The sequence below is a fragment of the Janthinobacterium sp. GL_088 genome (assembly GCF_057837845.1).
In genome coordinates, this window is sequence record NZ_CM174453.1 from 2,765,875 (window position 1) to 2,781,328 (window position 15,454).

Consider the following 15,454-nt stretch of genomic DNA (forward strand, 5'->3'; position numbering starts at 1 on the left):
ACAGATGCTGATCGATCATTACCATCAAGTGCGCCAGCATTCGCTGCGGCTGGCCGAACCCCTGTCCAACGAGGATTGCGGCGCCCAATCGATGCCGGATGCCAGTCCCGTGAAATGGCATCTCGCGCATACCACCTGGTTTTTCGAAACGTTTATTCTGGAAAGCATGGAAGCGGCGTTCGCGCCGTTCCATCCCGCCTTCCGCGTGCTGTTCAATTCCTATTACAACGGCGTGGGTGAAAAGCACCCGCGTGCGCAGCGGGGTTTGCTGACGCGACCCGGCATGGATGTCGTGCGCGCCTATCGGGCCAACGTCGATGCGCGCATCGCGCGCCTGCTGGCGGGCGAACTGGCGCGCGACGAGCGCGAACGGCTGACCATGCTGCTGGCGCTGGGCCTCGAACACGAGCAGCAGCACCAGGAGTTGCTGTTGACGGATGTCAAGCACCTGCTGGCGCAGAGCGCCCTGTTTCCCGCTTATCTTGACAACGCCGCTCCGCCAGCACCGCAAGCTGCGCAGCCCACGGCCTGGCTCGCCTTTGACGGTGGCCTGGCGCAGATCGGCCATGCGGGCGATGGTTTTTGTTTTGATAATGAACTGCCGCGCCATCCGCAATACGTGGCGCCGTTCGAACTGGCCAGCGCGCTGGTGACGAATGGCGAATATCTCGCCTTCATCGAGGCGGGCGGCTACCGCACGGCGCATTTGTGGCTGGCCGAAGGCTGGGACTGGGTGCGTACGCAGCAACTGGCATGTCCGCTGTACTGGCAGCGCGATGACGCCGGCCACTGGCAGGAATTCACCTTATTTGGCTTGCGTCCGCTCGACCCGCATGCGCCGGCCACGCATTTGTCCCTGTTCGAGGCGGATGCCTATGCGCACTGGGCTGGCGCGCGCCTGCCGACGGAAGCGGAGTGGGAAGTGGCGGCGCAAGGCGTCGCGGTGGAAACGGGCCAGCTGCATCCGGCCGCCGGCGCGCCGGGTGCAGGCTTGCTGCAAATGTTCGGCCACTGCTGGCAATGGACCAGCAGCAGCTACGCGCCGTATCCCGGTTACCGTACGGCGCCCGGGGCGCTCGGCGAATACAACGGCAAGTTCATGCTGAATCAGTATGTGTTGCGCGGCTCGTCGTGCGCCACGCCGGCCGGCCATGCGCGCGCCAGCTACCGCAATTTCTTCCCGGCTGGTGCGCGCTGGCAATTTTCCGGCATCCGCCTGGCGCGCCAGGTGGAATAAGCAAGAATAAGCAACTTAGTGCAAGCGCGGGACGGAGGGAGCAGGACGGCTTGGCGTCTTGTCGCCGGCGCTCTGTTCCAGCTTGAACTGGCTGACGAGGGTTTCCAGGTCGCCCGCCTGTTCATGCATGGCTGCCGCCGCCGCGGCCGCTTCCTCGACCAGGGCCGCGTTTTGCTGCGTCGTCTGGTCCATCTGCATGATGGCGGCGTTGATCTGCTCGATGCCTTCGCTTTGCTCGTGGTTGGCAACGCTGATTTCACCGACGATGGCGCTGACCCGGCCCACGCTGGCCACCACTTCATCCATCGTGGCACCCGCCTGGCTGACCAGTTGCGCGCCCTGGTCGACCCTGCTGACGGAGTCGGCGATCAGTTCCTTGATTTCCTTGGCCGCCGCTGCCGAGCGTTGCGCCAGGTTGCGCACTTCGGAAGCCACGACGGCAAAGCCCCGTCCCTGTTCGCCGGCACGCGCCGCCTCGACAGCCGCGTTCAGGGCCAGGATATTCGTCTGGAAGGCGATGCCATCGATGACGGCGATGATGTCGACGATCTTGCGCGACGATGCATTGATGGCATCCATGGTGCCGATCACTTCCGCCATGGCCGAGCCGCCGCGCTGCGCGATGATGGACGCCGAGCGGGCCAGGCTGTCGGCCTGGCGCGCATTGTCGCTATTGCTGCGCACGGTGCCCGTCAGTTCGATCATCGACGAGGCCGTTTCTTCCAGCGCGCTGGCTTGTGCTTCCGTGCGGGCCGACAGGTCGGCATTGCCGCTGGCAATCTGGCTCGACGCCACGGCAATCGTGCCTGTGCCGCCGCGCACTTGCCCCACCAGCGTGGCCAGGTTGGTATTCATGTCGCGCAGCGCCTGCAGCAGCTGACCCGCTTCATCCTTGCCGTCAGCCACGATTTTACTGCTCAGGTCGCCTCCGGCCACGGCTTGCGCCACGCGCAAGGCATACGCGATCGGCGTGGTGATCGAGCGTGTGACCCACCAGGCAAAGAGCACGCCCAGCAGCAGCGCGGCCGTGCCCAGGCTGGCCATCAGCACATTCGCTGCGGAAATATTCTGCTTGATTTGCTGGCCGCCATGCACGACCACGCCGCGCTGGATTTCATTCAGGTGGTTCACCGTCTTTTGCAACTGATTCAGGGCGGGCAGGGTGTCGTCGCGCACGTGCACGGCCGCTTCCGCGCGCTGTCCCGCCACCAGCAGCTTGTCGGCCTCGCTGAACGACACGACATAGGCCTTGCGCTGCTGCTTCAGGGTGGCCAGCAGTTCCTTGCCTTCGGGCAGCACGATCAGGCGGTCGAGCACGACCAGCGCATCGGTGATGGTGGCCTTGTTGGCATCGATTTCGCCGTGGATGGCGTTGGCGCGGGCCGGATCTTCATGGATGAACAGTTCCAGCACCAGTGCCGCGTTCGAACGCGTGGTGCTACGGATGGTGGCGATGGCGTCGGCCTTGGCCCAGTCTTTCTCGATGATGGCTTCGCTGAGCGCGCCGATCTTGTCCAGGCGCAGCAGGCCCGTGCCCACCAGCACTGCCATCAGCAGCAGCACCACGCCAAAACCGGCGCCCAGGCGCACGCCTATCTTCATGTCCGTCAATTTCATACTGATTCCCTCGGTAGCTAATGATCTGTCTCCGGTGGTCTTGTTATGAATCGATTATACGGCTGGCGATACATGATTTGCACTACTAATTGCCCAGTAGAAATGAAAAAGCGGCACGGCGATCAAGCCGTACCGCTTTTTCTCCCTATGGAGCGTGCTGAAAAGACTCAGGCGGCGCTGGCAGCCACGTCGGCAGCTGTTGTTTTTTCGGCGTCCGTCTGCCCGATGCGGCGGTTCACAGCCGACAAGACAGCCTTGAACGAGGCGGTGACGATATTGCTGTCGATGGCGGCGCCGAACAGGGTCGGGCCGTTGTCGAGGCGCAATTCCACATAGCAAGCCGCTTGCGCATTGGCGCCGGAGCCGATCGAGTGTTCATGGTAATCCATCAGCTTGATGTCGAGACCGAGCGCATTGACGAAGGCGTCGATGGGGCCGTTGCCGCCGCCTTGCAGGGCCAGCGGCGTCTGGCGGTGCGACAGGCTGATGTCGATCTGCACGGATTCGTCGCTGCTCGTGTCTTCCACCATGCGGTGCGAGGCGTAGGCGTATGGGGCCGTCTGCTCCAGGTATTCCTTCTGGAATATTTCATGGATATCCTGCGCGGCGATTTCGCGGCCCGTGGCGTCGGCCACGGCTTGCACGGCGCGCGAGAATTCGATCTGCAGGCGGCGCGGCAAGACCAGGCCGTATTCCTGTTCCAGCAAATACGCCATGCCGCCCTTGCCGGACTGGCTGTTGACGCGGATCACGGCGTCGTAGCTGCGGCCCAGGTCGGCCGGGTCGATCGGCAGGTACGGCACTTCCCAGATGCTGTCCGGTTGCTGTTTGGCAAAACCTTTCTTGATCGCATCCTGGTGCGAGCCGGAGAACGCCGTGAAGACCAGGTCGCCCGCATACGGATGGCGCGGGTGGACGGGCAACTGGTTGCACTCTTCCACGCACTTGCGCACGCTGTCGATGTCGGAGAAATCCAGGCCCGGATGCACGCCCTGCGTGTACAAGTTCATCGCCAACGTCACCAGGTCGACGTTGCCGGTGCGCTCGCCATTGCCGAACAAACAGCCTTCCACGCGGTCGGCGCCCGCCATCACGGCCAGCTCGGCCGACGCGACGGCCGTGCCGCGGTCGTTATGCGGGTGCACGCTGATGATGATGGAATCGCGGCGCGCCAGTTTGCGCGACATCCATTCGATCTGGTCCGCATACACGTTGGGCGTGCTGCATTCCACGGTCGACGGCAGGTTGATGATCATCTTGTTGGCGGGCGTCGGCTTCCAGATGGCGCTGACGGCATCGCAGATATGCTTGGAGAAATCGAGTTCCGTCGTGGAGAACGATTCCGGCGTGTATTCAAAGCCCCATTCCGTTTGCGGATGCTGGGCCACCAGCTGTTTTACCAGGGTGGTGCCGGTGGTGGCGATGTTCGTGATTTCTTCGCGCGACATGCCGAACACGACCTTGCGGAACACGGGCGCCACGGAGTTGTACAGGTGGACGATGGCGCGCTTGGCGCCGACGACCGATTCCACCGTGCGGCGGATCAGCTCTTCACGCGACTGCGTCAGCACGATGATGGTGACGTCGTCCGGGATGCGGCCTTCATCGACGAGCTTGCGGACGAAATCGAAATCCGTCTGCGATGCCGATGGGAAACCCACTTCGATTTCCTTCAGGCCGATGGCGATCAGCATCTCGAAGAACCGCAGCTTCTTTTCCGCGCTCATCGGCTCGATCAGCGACTGGTTGCCGTCGCGCAAGTCGGTGCTCATCCAGATCGGCGGTTTGCTGATGATCTGGTTCGGCCATTGACGGTCGGTCAATTTAACTGGAGGAAAGGCGCGGTATTTGGAAGCTGGGTTCTGCAACATCATGATCGGGTACTCCTGAAGATAGGGGGGAAATCAATGGTTGTGGCGCAAGCTTGCCGGGCGGCCACGCAACACTAGGCCAGGCAAGCGATCGGTAGCGATAGCAGTGCAGCAGCGATGCCAGCGGGGGCGGTCGCAGTGGGGATTATGTGTACGAATGGGGATGGTGCAAACATCATCAAACCTTCCAGGGTTTTTGAAACACGCCGGCGTGTGGCCAGGCGAAGCAATGCGGCAAACTTATGCGCGTGCTAGTAGTAGTCGCGATAGCGACAGCAGGGAAGGGGAGGAATGTTTAAAGGAGGACATGCACTCAATGTAAGGGAAGTTGGGCCGGACTGTCAAGCATATTTCAGCAGGAAACGCCGCTGCTGCCACGCCGCAGGTCGACTTATTGTTCCCGCGCAACTTACTTTTCTATCATTGTTGAATAATGCAGTTTCCGTCTGGCGACGTGTGTCGCCCGTCCTGCTTGGGAGTCGCCGGCATGGAATCTTTGCTGAAATATTATGAGCTGGAATTGGGCATGTTGCGTACGCATCAGCAGGAATTTGCCGCTCGCTATCCTGGCGTCGCTGCCGCACTGGGTATCGTGGGCAGCAACTGCCAGGACCCGCACATTGAACGCCTGATCGAAGCGTATGCCCTGTGTAATGCCCGCACGGCCAAGAAGATCGATGATGCACGCCATGTTTTCAGCGAGTCCATGCTGGAAGTAAATTTTCCGCACTACCTGCGGCCGTTTCCCGCGTGTTCGATTGCCCATGTGGACGCCGGTGGCGCACCGGGCCAGGCGCGCGACGGCATCGATATCTTGCCGCGTGGAACCTTGATGCATGCACCGCAGTATCAGGGCGTCGTCTGCAAGTTTCGCACCGCCTATGACGTGGTGCTGGCGCCGCTCAGCCTTGCTGGCGCGCGTTTCCTTCCCATGATTGATGCGACGGCGGCGATCCATCTGCCCCCCGACATATCGACCGCGCTCGCCATCGATATCGTGTCCACGTCAGCCACCGGCACGCTGGAGCAATTGACCTTGCCTGCCTTGCGCGTCTTCATCGACGGCACGCCATCGCTCACCGCCACCTTGCGCGATGCCCTGTTCCTGCATGCCGCGCATGCCTGGATCGAGGCCGGCGGCGTGCGGTTGCCGCTGGCGCAAGTGCCGCTGCGCGCCGTCGGCTTTTTGCCGGAGGAAGCGCTGTTGCCGCGCAAGCCAGGCACGCATCGTGCCTATTGTTTGCTGACCGAATACTTTGCCTTCCCTGAAAAGTTCCAGTTTTTTGATATCGACCTCGGCTTGATTACACCGCTGTTGCCGCCTGGATGCGAGCGTTGGAGCTTGCACCTCGGCCTGCGGGACATCGCTGCCAGCAGCGCTGCCGCACGTCTGCTGCGCTCCATATCGGCAACAAATTTGCTGCTTGGCTGCACGCCGGTGATGAACCTGTTCCAGCAGGCAGCAGCGCCGATCAGGCTGACGCAAACGCACAGCGAGTATCCGCTGCTCGCCGAACATAAATACGCGCATGCGTATGACATCCATAGTGTCGACGCCGTGCGCCTGGTGCGGCAGGGCGAGCATGCCAGTACGGTCACGCAATGCCAGCCGTTTTATGCCATGCACCACGGGCAGCCTGGCGGAGCGAAGCGCCGCTACTGGGTGTTGCGGCGCGATGAGGCGCGGGCGCTCAGCCATCCCGGTTACGAAAGCAGCCTGGCGTTTGTCGACAGCGACGAGGACGATACGCATGCCGGCATGGCGACGGTATCGGTCGACCTGACCTGCAGCAATCGCGATTTGCCGAGCGCATTGCCATTCGGCGCGCCCGGTGGCGACTTGCGGCACGAGGGGGCGGCTGGCGCGTTACCGGTGCGCCTGTTGCGTCAGCCGAGTCCGGCGTATCGCTTCAAGGCCGACTTGGCCGCGCAGGCCCGCTTGCTGGCATTGCTGTCCTTGAATCATCAATCTTTGCTGGACGATGGTGTGGCCTTGTTTCAGGAAATGCTGGCGCTGCATGATTTGCCCGCTTCCTTGATGTCGCAACGGCAAATTCAAGGTATCAAGGCCATGACGCACCGCGCCAGCAGTACCTGGATGCCCGACGCCAGTGGCGGTGTGCTGGTATTTGGCATCGACGTCTTGCTGACCGTGGAGGAAGAAGCGTATGTCGGCAGCGGCCTGCATGTCTTTGCGCAAGTGATCGACCATGTGCTGGGCATGTATGTGCATGTGAACAGCTATTGCCGCTTGCTTCTGATGTCGCACAAAAGTGGGAAGGAGTTGCTGCGATGCCTGCCCCGCAATGGCCAGCAAGTACTGGCGTAATCGCGCTGTTGTCCCAGGCGCCGTACCGTTTCGGCTTCTTCCAGACGGTGCGCTTGCTCGAACGCTGGCTATGCCGGCAGGGGGCGTGCACCGATTCCGCATTGCACGATGGCGTGCGTTTCCATCATAGCGTTGCCCTGGTGTTTCCTGCCTGCGAGATCGAGGCGGTGTGGCATGACAGCGAGCATGGCCGCCTGCACCTGCGCCCCAGTTTCACGGGTTTGCTGGGTGTGAACGGCACCTTGCCCCTGCACTATACGGAGCGGCTGGTGCGCCAGGAGCGGGCGACGGGCAATGCGGGCGCGCGCGCATTTCTCGACGCCCTGTCGCAACGCGCTCCCGTGCTGCTGTATCAGGCCTGGGCCGGCAGCCGGATCGAGTGCCAGGTCGACGCAAGCGGCCGCCCCGGGTTCCTGTCACTGCAACTGGCGCTGGCTGGCGCCTGGCCGTCGCACTTGGCTGGCACCGGCGCATTGCCGCCGGAAGCGCTCGCTTACTATGCGGCGGCACTGCGGCAGCGGCCCGTCAGCGCCGAATTGATGGCCGGGGTGCTGGGCGACTATTTCGGCGTGTCCTTGCGCATCGAGTCCTTCATCAGCGCCTGGCACTTGCGTCCAAGCGATGAGTATTCCCTGCTCAACCTTAGCAATGTGAGCCTGGGGCAGGGCGCCATGCTCGGTGCGCGCTGCCGGCGCCGGGATTTGCGCGTGCGCCTGGACCTGGGCCCTTTGACGCGGGCACAGTTCGACGATTTTCTTCCTGGAAACTCAGCTGCACTGGCGTTGAAAAGCATGTTGAGCCTGTTTGGCCTGCCTTGCGTGCAGTACGAAATCCGCCTGATCCTGCGCGCAGCCGATGTGCACGGCAGCAGCCTGACGGCCAGGATGGAGCAGGGCGCAGCCCGCCTGGGGCAGGCAGCACGTTTGCTGGCGGGAGCGGCAGGCAGCGACTGCGACGCAATGCACTATGGCGTCCGATTTCCCGGTGCCGCTTGATGCGCCGCAATTGGCCGTTGGTAAATGTATGAATACTGATGAGCTTGGGGCGATGTGTATCGGCATTCAGGGAGAGTGAATGGATAGCGCGGACGAATTCATGCAATTCATGCAGGCGGCGAAGGAGTTGAACTCCGGTAACCGGCCGTTGCGCCTGCGGCTGGCGTATGCGGACGGCGTCAACGACGATGTCCTGTTGCCGCAGCAGGTAGATGGCCGCGAAGCCATTTGCGCCAGCCTCGAGTACAGCATACGTTGCGTCTCGCTTGACGCGAATTTGCCGCTCAAGCAGTTCATCGGCGTCCCGGCGGAGTTGCAGATTGTCACCGATATGGGGCAATTGCGCAGCGTGTGCGGCATCGTCGCGCAGGCTTCCGCCGGGCTGAGCGATGGCGGCCTCGCCACCTACCAGCTGGTGCTGCACGATACGCTGACCTTGATGGAAAAACGCCGCACTACACGGGTTTTTCGAGGCAAGACGGAGCTGGAGATCGTCGAATTGCTGATTGCCGAATGGCGGCTAGGCAACACCATCATCGGCGCCACGTTCGCTTGCAAAATCGATCAGGCCCTGGCCGACCGTCCTTTTCCGGCCCGTGAATTGACCATGCAGCACAATGAATCCGATGCCGCATTCATCCGGCGCCTGCTGCGGCGGCGCGGCATTTCCTGGGTCATCCAGCCTGGCGCCGCGCAGAACGGGGCGTCCGACGCCGTGCCCTCGCACGTCCTGTTGCTGTTCGATGATGCCAGCCGCCTGCCGGAGAATGTGGCGCCAGTGATCCGCTACCACCGCGCGGACGCCACCGAAGAGAGCGATACCATCACGGCCTGGGGCGCCGTGCGCACCTTGCAAGCCGGTAGAGCCGGCTACCACAGCTGGGATTATGCGGCGCCGCGCAATCGCCAGTTCATGCAGGTGGAAGCTGGCGGGATGGCGGATCAGGGGGCCAGCGGCAATAGTTTTGCCGCCAGCCTCGACGACTATCTTGTGGCGACGCCGCACATGGGCAATGACGTTGAGGATTTTCGACAACTGGGCTTGCTGGCGATGGCGCGCCACGACGTCGAAACCAAGTGTTTTCATGGCGAGGGCGTGGTGCGCTCGATGTGCGCGGGCCAGCAGTTCAGCCTGGAAGGTCATGCCGAGATCGACCAGCATCGGCCGGATGGCCGGCGTTTCCTTGTCACGGCATTGGAGGTGCATGCCAGCAACAATCTGCCGCAAGCCCTGGATGCGCGCATTGCGCGCCTGTTCGCCGCCAGCGCTTGGCCGGGGCAAGAAACATTCGGGCCGCAAACACCGCGTTATCGCATGCGCTTCAGTTGCGTGCGCACCAGCGTGGTCCTGGTCCCCGCATTCGATCCGCAGCGCGATGTGCCCCAGCCGCAACTGCAAAGCGCCATCGTCGTCGGACCCAGCGGTGAAGAAGTGCATTGCGACGAGCAAGGGCGCATCAAGGTGCGCTTTCCCGCCACGCGCGCCGCCGATCATGCGCATGCGCAAGGTTCCGGCGCCTCGGACACGGAGCGCGACACGGCCTGGCTGCGCGTCGTCAGCAACTGGGCTGGCGATGGACAGGGCAGCGCGCACCAGTGCGGCACCTTGGCCTTGCCGAGAGTCGGGTCGGAAGTGCTGATCGGTTTTTTGGCGGGCGACCCTGACCGGCCCATTGTGCTGGGGCAATTGTTCAACGCCGTGGCGCCGCCACCGGCGCTCAGCAAGCGCTGTGCGCTGCCGGGCAACCGCTACCTGGCGGGCATGCGCAGCCGCGAAGTGCGTGGCCAGGGTGGCAATCAGCTGCGTTTTGACGATACGCCCCGGCAGATCAGTGCCCAGCTGGCCAGCGATCACGCCACCACCGAGCTTAACCTTGGCTTTCTCGTCGAGCCGCGTGCCGGCGGTGCGGGCCGGCAGCGCGGCGATGGTTTCGAGTTGCGCAGCGATCATGGCGGCGCCGTGCGCAGCGGCAAGGCACTGCTGCTGTCGGCCTGGCGGCGGCTTGACGCCACAGGCGGCCAGTTATCGGCCGAGGAGCATGTGGCCCTGATGCAGGAATGTTTGAACCTGTTCAAATCGTTGGGCGAGTACGCTGGCGCGCATCAGGCGCTGCCGGTCGACGTGGCGCCCGCCGCCGCCTTGAAGGAGGCGGTCGCTGGTGCCGAGGCGCCCACTGCCAGCCTGACGGCGCCTGCGGGGCTGGCGCTGAGCAGCCCGAAGACCATCGTCAGCTACGCCGGCGTGAATGTCGACACGGTGGCGCAGCAGCATGTGCACGTGATCGCGGGCCAGCGCTGCAGCGTACAGGCCGGCGATGGCGTATCCGTGTTTGCCCACAAGGGCGGTATCGCCCAGATCGCGCACCATGGCAAATTTCTCATGCAGAGCCAGTTTGACGAGATGCAGCTCAACGCCGCCAAGGCCCTGAAATTGACGGCAAATACCCGCCTGATCGGCATGGCGCAGGATGAAATCACCTTCATGACAGCCGGCGGCGCCTATCTGAAACTGGCGGGCGGCAGCGTGGAACTCGGTGGTCCGGGTGCGCTGACCATCAAGACCGACGGCCATCACTGGAATGGACCGGCCAGCAACAAGGCTGAACTGCCGAGCTTTGACGAGGGCGACCTGGGCCGCATGCCGCAGGTGCTTTCCGGCCTCGATGGCAGTCCCGTCAGTGGCGTCAAGATCGTCGTCGAGCGCGAGGATGGCGCGCAGCAAGTGGTCGATGCCGACAGCGAAGGCAAGGGCGCGGCCATCGTGGGCGACAGCCTGGAAAAACTCAAGGTGCGTATTTTCAGGCCGCGCGACTGAGCAACGATATTGCACGTTCTGCGTCATGAATGGGAGTCAAGCATGAGTGTACACAAGCCCAAGGCGGGTTCCTTGCCCTTCGATGAAAGCAAATACTTGCAGATAGGCGAAAAAGACGGCCTGCTGCGCTTCGACCATGACACGCTGCCGATTACCACGCGCCTGCCTTTGCCGGGCATCATGATCTTCGTGCATGGCGTCAACTCCGATGGCGAGTGGTATGACGAGGCTGAAACCGGTCTGTGCGCGGGATTGAATGCACGCCTGCACCGGCGCGTACACGATGCCGGGCGCGGCGGCCAGGAGGGCATCGCCATGACGCCGGCCCGCTATCTGCAGCAACTGACGCGCGACGGTTTCATCAATCCCCTGATGAAACCCAGAACCTTCATGGAAGGCGATGGCTATTCGCCCGTGATCCGCTTTCGCTGGGGTTACGCAGCCAATGATATCGAGTTGCAGGCGTATGGCGATGGCATATTCCTGAACGAACAGAATTACTGGGGCGGCGGACCCTTCGCCAATGGCTGCACGTCGCTGCCGGACCTGTGGGGCGAAGGCTTGTCGGACCAGCTGTTTCTGTGGATGCAGATCCAGCACATGAACCCGACCAATGACAGGCAGGTGTATGCCTGCCCGCCACGGCCGTATTTCGTGCTGGCCGCCTACCGCCTGGCCCGGTTGATCGAGGCCATCCGGCAAAAGCAGGCCGACGTGCCGATCACCATCGTATGCCATAGCCAGGGGAATATGGTCAGCATGGCGGCGGCCTTCCTGGGCGAACGCCTGCCCAAGGTGTCGGACTCCCAAGGGCGGCTGTGGCCTTGCATTGCCGATAATTATGTTCTGTGCAATCCGCCGTACAGCGTGGTGGAAGACAACATGGCGGAGAACTGGACGTCGTCGAATCTGACGGCGGCGGACGGCAGCACTGGCCGCCAGACGGCCGCGGCGCGCATCGACACGCTGGCGGCCTTCTTTGCCCTCATCGGCGAGCGGCGCGCCGCACAATGGCCAGCCGGGAAAATCGACCAGGCCATGAGCAGTGCGAACCACCCGTTCAAGGCGCAGCACGATATTGACAGTTATGGCGTGCGGGGCGCCACCGTGGGACGCGTGACCCTGTATTGCAATCCGCACGACCAGGTGATCTCATCATTGACGGTGCAAGGCATCGGCTGGCGCGGCCTGGCCGGCCCTGTGCTGGACAAGAATGGCCTGCCGAAGAAAGACCGCCAGGGCAAGCTCGATCCGGGTGAAATCGCCAGAGCGGGCGGGGAGGGAATATTGACCCAGCGCGTGTTTGCCGAGGGTTTTCCCGTCGGTGTAAAAGGCGCGTACGACTACTGGGGCGACCATCGTCCTGCCATTGACTTTGGCAGCGACCATTTCTGGAACCCGCCTTCCATGATCTCCACCTATAGCGTGGAAAAGGGTGTGGAAGCGCAAGATAACTGGCTGTTCCGGATACTCACCGTGGCGTTTGCGCCCATCGCGATCGTGGCCACCACCGTGATGCGCAAGCGTATCAATGCCTCGCCCGACAAGTACTGGAAAATCCCGCTGGAAGCGCCCGACCTGCCAGAGACCTTCTTCCCGCAGGCGAAGTTGTTTGGCGCTATCTGCCCCAGTTTCGACATGGGCCTGCATCCGCACGGCTGGGATCGCAACAAGGATGTGGCCCACCCGGAGGGCGACCCCTTGCACGGCGAGCGTGAGCTGCAGATACCGCGCGGCGGCCTGCATGGCGAACAACAGCGCACCGATGCCGCGCGCGGCAACGAGGGGAGCGAAGCTGCCCTGCAATACGAATACCACGCGTCCCTGCGCATGATGGCCAAGCGCGAAGGCAAGGTCGAGAAAGGCAAACAAGTCACGGAAGAAGACCATCCCGAGACGGCAAGCGCGCAATACACGGCATGGCGCCAGCGGAAAATCCAGGCTGGCCTGGCCGGTAACGTCGGTACTTATGCCACCGATCATTCCACCATCCTGACCAACAGCGAACACTCCAGAAAGGCCCTGGCGTATGACGTTGCCGTGGGCTGTTGTCATTTGCTGGAAACGGATTTGCGGGAGTTGCGGACGATGGCGGATTGGCGGTTTCTTGAAGGGCGGTTAGATAATAAAGATATGAAAATATTTCATAGATATTTCGCAAAAGGAGATTTGGAGGGAAAAACAGTTATTGACTGGAGTAAATTTTCTACAGAGGGATCCATTCCGGGAAAAATAAAAAATTGCCGAGAAAACAAATAAGTATAAATATTTCTATGGGGTATTACTTTTAAATTATGAAAGATCCGTCATGGTGAAAAAATACCTATTATCTACAATCGCTTCGATCATGGCGACAATGGGAGTGTCCGTCAACACAGTTGCCCACGAATTCCCTACCGATAACACTAAATTAGGAGCACCGAATGTTGATGAGAAATTTATTGCGCAAGTTGTCGGTGTGCAATGGTTAAATCCTTTGCAACGTCAGGATTATTCGACAGAATGGCAGCTTTTGTGGACATTGGGGAGAGTCCGTCCAAATAAGAAAGATGATATGTTTGAACTATATCCAGAGATTTTTTCAAAAATCAGGTTTGTTTCAGATATTTCACAAGTGGAGAAAAGTAAAAGCGATTTCAGTAGTTTTCACTATTCTTATGTTTCAAATATGATCTTGAGGTTTCATGGGGTCTATTTTTCCAATCCCACTTATTTTTATAACGCCCACGACTTCAAACACAAAAAAGGCTGGAATGAACTGGCGGGTATCCATGTCGAATACGCGGTGCCTGCAGAACGGTTTGATTCTGCCCAGGCAGGCGAGGTCCTGCGCGAGGAAATCATCGATACGTTTTCAATCGGGAATCCAAGTTTCCCCAACTCCTGGACCAAATCCACCCCGCCCGATGTGCGCGTGACGGCCGGTGGCGCGAATGCCGGATTCATTTCCCTGGCCGCCGCCCTCGATTACCTGCAGGCGCATCCGAAGGAAACGGTGTGGGTGATGAGCTGGGATGCGCCCAGTTTTCCGAAAGATGAGCAGATCAATGAAAACATGGTTTTGCTGGTGCTGGCCGGCCCCCATTACAAAACGGAGCGCGATGCGCTGGCGTGGATAGGCTATCCGGCCACGCGGCAGGTCAGCGCTTTTGCGGCGGAAAAGGGCTTGCCGCCGCCGACGGTGCAGGCGTGGCAGGCGACACTGGCGCAAGCGGCCAGCAACGGGCGCAAGCTGGACACGCAGATCGGCTATGTGATCCACGACGCGCACAACACGCATCCGGCGTCATCGGATCGCATCGCTCACCTGGCGCAAACCTTGACGATGGAATTGCCGGCCTTCGATTTCCTCCGGCAGACCTTCAATACGCCAGCCTTGCTGGGAGAAATGGGCGCCGCCACGGCCCTGACGAATGTGGCGCTGGGCATCGCGCAGGCGAATCACTTTGGCCAGAACGTGCTGGTGGCGGGCACCGGCGACGCCGGCCAGACGACCGGTGTATTGATACTGCCGCCTGCCAAGGTGCGGCCCATCGACCCCGTGAAACCGTGGTTCCGCGCGCGCGGCGGCGGTAATGCCTATCTGATGTGGTGGGGCATCCGCCATGCCTGGGCGACGCTGGATGCGGGACAGTTCAATGAGCAGGGGTATTCGAAATAGAAAATGTCGCAGGCTCAGGCATGGCGCACCTGCGCCGCCTCGTCCGGCATGTCCTGCGCCATGCGCGCCAGAATGCGCTGCAGGATGGCCGCTTCGCCGGGCAGGCGCGCGGCGAAGGCTGGCCAGCCGCTCAGCTCCAGCTGTTGCGGCATGTCCACCAGGCCCGTGATGGCATCGTGGAAGGCATCCCAGTTCATGCCGTAGAAGGAAGGAAAGCCCAGCGCGGCGGCCAGCGCCGCATGCAACTGGCGCGGCGTGTTGATATCGCTCAAGTCGATTGTCACGAGGGATTGTCGATTAATGCTATTTCCTTGAGCAAGTTCTGCAGGTTTTCGCGCACGCCGCCCACGACCGTTTCGGCAAACTGGACGCTGCTACGGCGCCGATTTTTGGCAGCGTGCGGAAAATTGCATGGTGGCGCTATTTTCGAAAGGGGAATTGAACTCGCCCTTTACCTGCGTCAAGTTGCCGGTAAAGTGCATGGTCAGCGGGCCGCTGGCCGGCCCTGCGTCATATGTGCAAGACAGGCTGTCGCCGCTTTGCCGGCAGCCGTAAAAGTTACCCGCTTTGCCGCGCCCGTCAACCAGGTGGGTGCCTTGCGCGCCATGCTGGTCGGGGGCGTCGAAGCTGAGCTCAATCGTGTGCTCCTGCGTATCATTGGGAATTTGTATGTTCCCCGTACAAGTAAAGCCCTCCATTCTCGCCGCGATGCTATCCGGCCGCTCCGTCGCCGCGACGGGGGCGGCGTTGGCGCAGGCCGCACCCAGCAGGGCTGCAACGACCAAGCATGGGTGCGCGATGAGGTGGAACAGGTCTGTTTTCATAAGCCGCTCAATGGAAGTGGGGGAGGTGGGAAGCCAGGGGCCAGTCTAGCAGCCGGCGTGGCGCGCACGGTTCGAAATATTGTCATTTTTAAACATTTAAGATGG

10 protein-coding genes are annotated in these 15,454 nt (G+C 61.5%); 6 read left to right on the forward strand and 4 right to left on the reverse strand.

All coding sequences use genetic code 11. The features are described 5' to 3' along the window. Positions 1-4: 4 nt before the first annotated feature. Positions 5-1,237, forward strand: a complete 1,233-nt coding sequence (gene egtB / locus AC3IQ7_RS12665; RefSeq protein WP_099402395.1) for an ergothioneine biosynthesis protein EgtB — start codon at positions 5-7, stop codon at positions 1,235-1,237. Between the two features lie 15 nt (positions 1,238-1,252). Here the strand turns inward: egtB and AC3IQ7_RS12670 are convergent, their stop codons facing one another. Together AC3IQ7_RS12670 and leuA are read right to left on the reverse strand one after the other, a co-directional pair. Beyond that, positions 1,253-2,854, reverse strand: a complete 1,602-nt coding sequence (locus tag AC3IQ7_RS12670) for a methyl-accepting chemotaxis protein (RefSeq protein WP_489209903.1) — start codon at positions 2,852-2,854, stop codon at positions 1,253-1,255. A gap of 167 nt (positions 2,855-3,021) precedes the next feature. Beyond that, positions 3,022-4,728, reverse strand: coding sequence for a 2-isopropylmalate synthase (gene leuA, locus AC3IQ7_RS12675; RefSeq protein WP_322428836.1), 1,707 nt, complete (start codon positions 4,726-4,728; stop codon positions 3,022-3,024). A 523-nt stretch (positions 4,729-5,251) separates the two neighbouring features. Here leuA and tssF point away from each other — a divergent pair. From tssF to AC3IQ7_RS12700, 5 genes are all read left to right on the forward strand, one after another. Then, positions 5,252-7,054, forward strand: a complete 1,803-nt coding sequence (tssF, locus tag AC3IQ7_RS12680; protein WP_489209906.1) for a type VI secretion system baseplate subunit TssF — start codon at positions 5,252-5,254, stop codon at positions 7,052-7,054. Beyond that, complete coding sequence (tssG, locus tag AC3IQ7_RS12685) at positions 7,018-8,049, forward strand: type VI secretion system baseplate subunit TssG (protein WP_489209907.1); 1,032 nt, start codon at positions 7,018-7,020, stop codon at positions 8,047-8,049. Before tssF ends, tssG begins: the two co-directional genes overlap by 37 nt. 79 nt (positions 8,050-8,128) lie before the next feature. Continuing rightward, complete coding sequence (locus AC3IQ7_RS12690; protein WP_489209909.1) at positions 8,129-10,864, forward strand: type VI secretion system Vgr family protein; 2,736 nt, start codon at positions 8,129-8,131, stop codon at positions 10,862-10,864. 42 nt (positions 10,865-10,906) lie between these two features. Further along, entirely contained in the window at positions 10,907-13,123 is a 2,217-nt protein-coding gene (locus AC3IQ7_RS12695; protein WP_489209911.1) for a T6SS effector phospholipase Tle3 domain-containing protein, read from the forward strand. A 49-nt stretch (positions 13,124-13,172) separates the two neighbouring features. Then, complete coding sequence (locus AC3IQ7_RS12700; protein WP_489209913.1) at positions 13,173-14,525, forward strand: hypothetical protein; 1,353 nt, start codon at positions 13,173-13,175, stop codon at positions 14,523-14,525. 14 nt (positions 14,526-14,539) lie between these two features. On the opposite strand, the gene AC3IQ7_RS12705 is transcribed toward AC3IQ7_RS12700, so the two are convergent. Continuing rightward, positions 14,540-14,809: a barstar family protein gene (locus AC3IQ7_RS12705; protein WP_489209915.1), complete on the reverse strand. Its 270-nt coding sequence runs from the start codon at positions 14,807-14,809 to the stop codon at positions 14,540-14,542. A 90-nt stretch (positions 14,810-14,899) separates the two neighbouring features. Next, complete coding sequence (locus AC3IQ7_RS12710; protein WP_489209917.1) at positions 14,900-15,349, reverse strand: hypothetical protein; 450 nt, start codon at positions 15,347-15,349, stop codon at positions 14,900-14,902. Positions 15,350-15,454: the final 105 nt, after the last annotated feature.

Coding starts and splice junctions, on each gene's coding strand:
- AC3IQ7_RS12670 (WP_489209903.1), bottom strand. CDS start 2,854: ATGAAATTGACGGACATGAAGATAGGCGTGCGCCTGGGCGCCGGTTTT.
- AC3IQ7_RS12700 (WP_489209913.1), top strand. CDS start 13,173: ATGGTGAAAAAATACCTATTATCTACAATCGCTTCGATCATGGCGACA.
- tssG (WP_489209907.1), top strand. CDS start 7,018: ATGCCTGCCCCGCAATGGCCAGCAAGTACTGGCGTAATCGCGCTGTTG.
- AC3IQ7_RS12695 (WP_489209911.1), top strand. CDS start 10,907: ATGAGTGTACACAAGCCCAAGGCGGGTTCCTTGCCCTTCGATGAAAGC.
- tssF (WP_489209906.1), top strand. CDS start 5,252: ATGTTGCGTACGCATCAGCAGGAATTTGCCGCTCGCTATCCTGGCGTC.
- egtB (WP_099402395.1), top strand. CDS start 5: ATGCTGATCGATCATTACCATCAAGTGCGCCAGCATTCGCTGCGGCTG.
- AC3IQ7_RS12710 (WP_489209917.1), bottom strand. CDS start 15,349: ATGAAAACAGACCTGTTCCACCTCATCGCGCACCCATGCTTGGTCGTT.
- AC3IQ7_RS12690 (WP_489209909.1), top strand. CDS start 8,129: ATGGATAGCGCGGACGAATTCATGCAATTCATGCAGGCGGCGAAGGAG.
- leuA (WP_322428836.1), bottom strand. CDS start 4,728: ATGATGTTGCAGAACCCAGCTTCCAAATACCGCGCCTTTCCTCCAGTT.